This window comes from Sphaerotilus sp. (assembly GCF_041083715.1).
In the GTDB taxonomy this organism is placed as follows: domain Bacteria; phylum Pseudomonadota; class Gammaproteobacteria; order Burkholderiales; family Burkholderiaceae_C; genus Sphaerotilus.
In genome coordinates this window covers 1-2,736 of sequence record NZ_JBFPGY010000209.1, presented here as the reverse complement: position 1 = coordinate 2,736, position 2,736 = coordinate 1, and the positions used below count along the sequence as shown (strand labels likewise).

Below are 2,736 nucleotides of genomic sequence, written 5' to 3'. Positions count from 1 at the left end.
GGCGCAGCGTGCGGCTGGCGCTCACGGCGCAGGGGCGCTCGGTGCTGGGTGCGCTGGAGCAGGCCTCCGCGCACCTGGCCGTGCAGGCGGTGGCGGGCATGACCGCCGAGGAGCAGCTGCTGCTGCATGCGCTGCTGCAGCGGGTGCGGCAGAACCTGGCGACGCCGAAGGGCTGATCGGCGCCGTTCCCTGCGCAGGTCGCTGGCGGCAGATTGCATCTGTCATCGGGTGGTACCGCGCTGCAATCGTCGTTCGGGGCCGGTGGTCCACAGTGGCAGTGATCCGACCTGTCCGCCCGACTGCCATGACGACCCCAGCGCTTCCGATGTCGACCACCGCCCGGCACACCTGCCGACGGGTGCTGCTGGCGGCTGTGCTGGGCATGGCCTTGATCGGCCCGCCGGCGCTGGCGCGGAGCGATGCCGCGCAGGGGACTGTCCATGCGCACTGCATCCCGTGGCGGGGGATCGTGCTGGCCGTGGGTGGCGGGGCCTTGGCCGGGTGGGTGCTGATGCGGCTGGGTCGGCCGCAGCGCCCGCCACCGCCGCCTCAGTAGAGCGTCTCGACCAGCACGTTGAAGCAGTAACCCGCCCCGCGCTCGGTGACGATCAGCTGCGGCCGGGACGGATCGGCCTCGATCTTGCGGCGCAGGCGCAGGATCTGCACGTCGATGGTCCGGTCGTAGACCTCTGCGTTGTGCAGCCGGGACAGGCTCAGCAGCTGGTCCCGGCTGAGCACGCGCTGCGGCGCGCCACAGAAGGCGGCCAGCATGCTGAACTCGCCGTTGCTCAGGTCGTGTTTCTCGCCCGCCGGATCGACGAGCTTGCGCGTGCGCAGGTTCAGCTCCCAGGACGCGAACCGGTAGGCGCGCCGCTTGTCGTCGCGCGCCGGCAGCTCGGTCTGCACCTGGTAGCGCCGCAGCACGGCCCGGATGCGCGCCAGCAGCTCGCGCGGGCTGAAGGGCTTGGTCACGTAGTCGTCGGCGCCGAGTTCGAGGCCCATCACCCGGTCCGCCTCCTCGGCCTTGCCGGTGAGCAGCACGATCGGCACCGTGGCGCGTTCGCGCAGCGCACGGGCGAGCTGCAGGCCGTCTTCGCCGGGCAGGCGCAGGTCGAGCACGACCAGATCGATCGCTTCGCGGTCGAACACCGCGTTCATCTCGCGGCCGCTGGCCACGGCGGTGACGCGCAACTCGTTTTCTCCGAGGTATTCCGTCAGCAGCGCGCGCAGGGCGGGGTCGTCGTCCACGACGAGGATGTGGCTCGATGGGCGGACGTCGGCGGGGGCTGCAGTGGTCACGGGGATCGGATCCAGTTCGGGGCGTGGCGAGAGTGGCCACATCCACTGTATCGTGACCGTTGCGGTGGACGGCAAAACGCCTGGCGGCGCGGGCCGTCAGGCGTCAGGAGGCGCGTCAGCGGGCACTGGGTGCGACGGCGGTCATCAGACGCGTGCATCCAATTCGGTCGACCAGGCATGGAAATGCGAGGTGACCGAACGGACCCCTGCGACCTTGGCCGCGATGGTGCGCGCCGGCAGTTCGTCGTTTTCATGGCTGACCCAGCCCGACAGCCGCACCTGGCCGTTGTCGGCCGTCACGACGAGATCGACGTCGGCATCCTGGAACGGTGCGGCCTGCAGCAGGGCCGCCTTGACCTGCGCGGCCAGGGCCGCGTCCTCCGGGTTCATGGCAGTGGTGGCCGGGCGAGCGGGCGTGTCGGCGCTGGTGGCCGGCAGGCCGATGCTGGGGTCCGATTCGGTCGACCAGGCGCGGAAGCTGGAGGTCACCGACTGGACCCCCGGCACCGTCGCGGCGATGGTGCGGGCCGGCAGATCGTCGTTGGCATAGGGAATGAACCCGGACAGATTGACCTGACCGCCGGCGGCCGAGACCGTGATGTCGGTCGAGGCACGCTGGAACGGGCGGGATTGCTGCAGTGCCGACTGCACCCGGGTGGCCAGGGCGACGTCGTCGGGGGTGGCGCCGGTGGCGGTGCCCGCATGGGCGGCAGCGAATCCGGTCAGCAGGGCGGCGGCGAGGAGGATCTGGTTGAAGCGCGGTGTCATGGTCTTTCCTTTTGGTGCGGTCCGCAGCGATTTGCTGGGGTGACTGCATCTTCGGAGCCACCCGTCACTGCCGCATTACAGTGTCCGGAGCGTAGATTTCAGATGCAACTTGCCGGAGCCGTGACGGGATGAAGACGATGGATCGTGACCAGGCCGCGCTGCGTACCGGTGGGGTGCTGCTGGTGGTGCTGGTCGAGCTGGTCGTGGCGGCCACGGTGGGCTGGGGCCTGTGGATGCTGCGGCGCGAGACGCTGGACAGCGAGCTGCGCACGCTGGCGTCGCTGTCGGCGGCGATGGCGGTGCAGGCCGACAGCACGCTGGGCGTGGCCGAGGCCCTGCTGGGGGCGACCCAGGCCGAGCTGCGCGACGGGCTGCTCGACCCGGACAGCGTCGGCGCCCACGATTTCCTGCGCGCCCGCGCTGCCGCGCTGCCGCTGTTCCGCACGCTGGTCATCGTCGATGCCGAGGGCCGGCGGCTGGCCTCGTCGCGCCAGGAGTCCGGGCCGTCCCCGGCGGTGGCCGAGCGGGACTTCTTCCTCGCTGCGCGCGCGGCGTCCACCCCGACGCTGTTCGTCGGAACCCCCTTCGTCAGCCGCTTCGACGGCCAGGCGGCGATCGGTCTGTCGATGGGCTGGCACGACCGGCAGGCCCGGTTCCGGGGCGTGGTCG

The 2,736-nt window shown here is 71.2% G+C and carries 4 protein-coding genes; 2 read left to right on the top strand and 2 right to left on the bottom strand.

Features of this window, described 5'->3' with window-relative positions:
* Positions 1-325 precede the first annotated feature (325 nt).
* Positions 326-556, top strand: coding sequence for a hypothetical protein (locus AB3X43_RS09215; protein ID WP_369429548.1), 231 nt, complete (start codon positions 326-328; stop codon positions 554-556).
* Here AB3X43_RS09215 and AB3X43_RS09210 read toward each other — a convergent pair.
* Positions 550-1,299 (bottom strand): response regulator, encoded by a 750-nt coding sequence (locus AB3X43_RS09210; RefSeq protein ID WP_369429547.1) that lies wholly within the window; start codon positions 1,297-1,299, stop codon positions 550-552. The two genes, AB3X43_RS09215 and AB3X43_RS09210, sit on opposite strands and share 7 nt — an antisense overlap.
* Before the next feature lie 144 nt (positions 1,300-1,443).
* The gene (locus AB3X43_RS09205; protein ID WP_369429546.1) at positions 1,444-2,067 is read right to left on the bottom strand and encodes a BON domain-containing protein; all 624 of its coding nucleotides are present in this window, start codon (positions 2,065-2,067) and stop codon (positions 1,444-1,446) included.
* Positions 2,068-2,195: 128 nt separating this feature from the next.
* Here AB3X43_RS09205 and AB3X43_RS09200 point away from each other — a divergent pair.
* The coding region (locus AB3X43_RS09200) for a PDC sensor domain-containing protein (RefSeq protein ID WP_473965099.1) at positions 2,196-2,736 on the top strand (541 nt) is incomplete at its 3' end.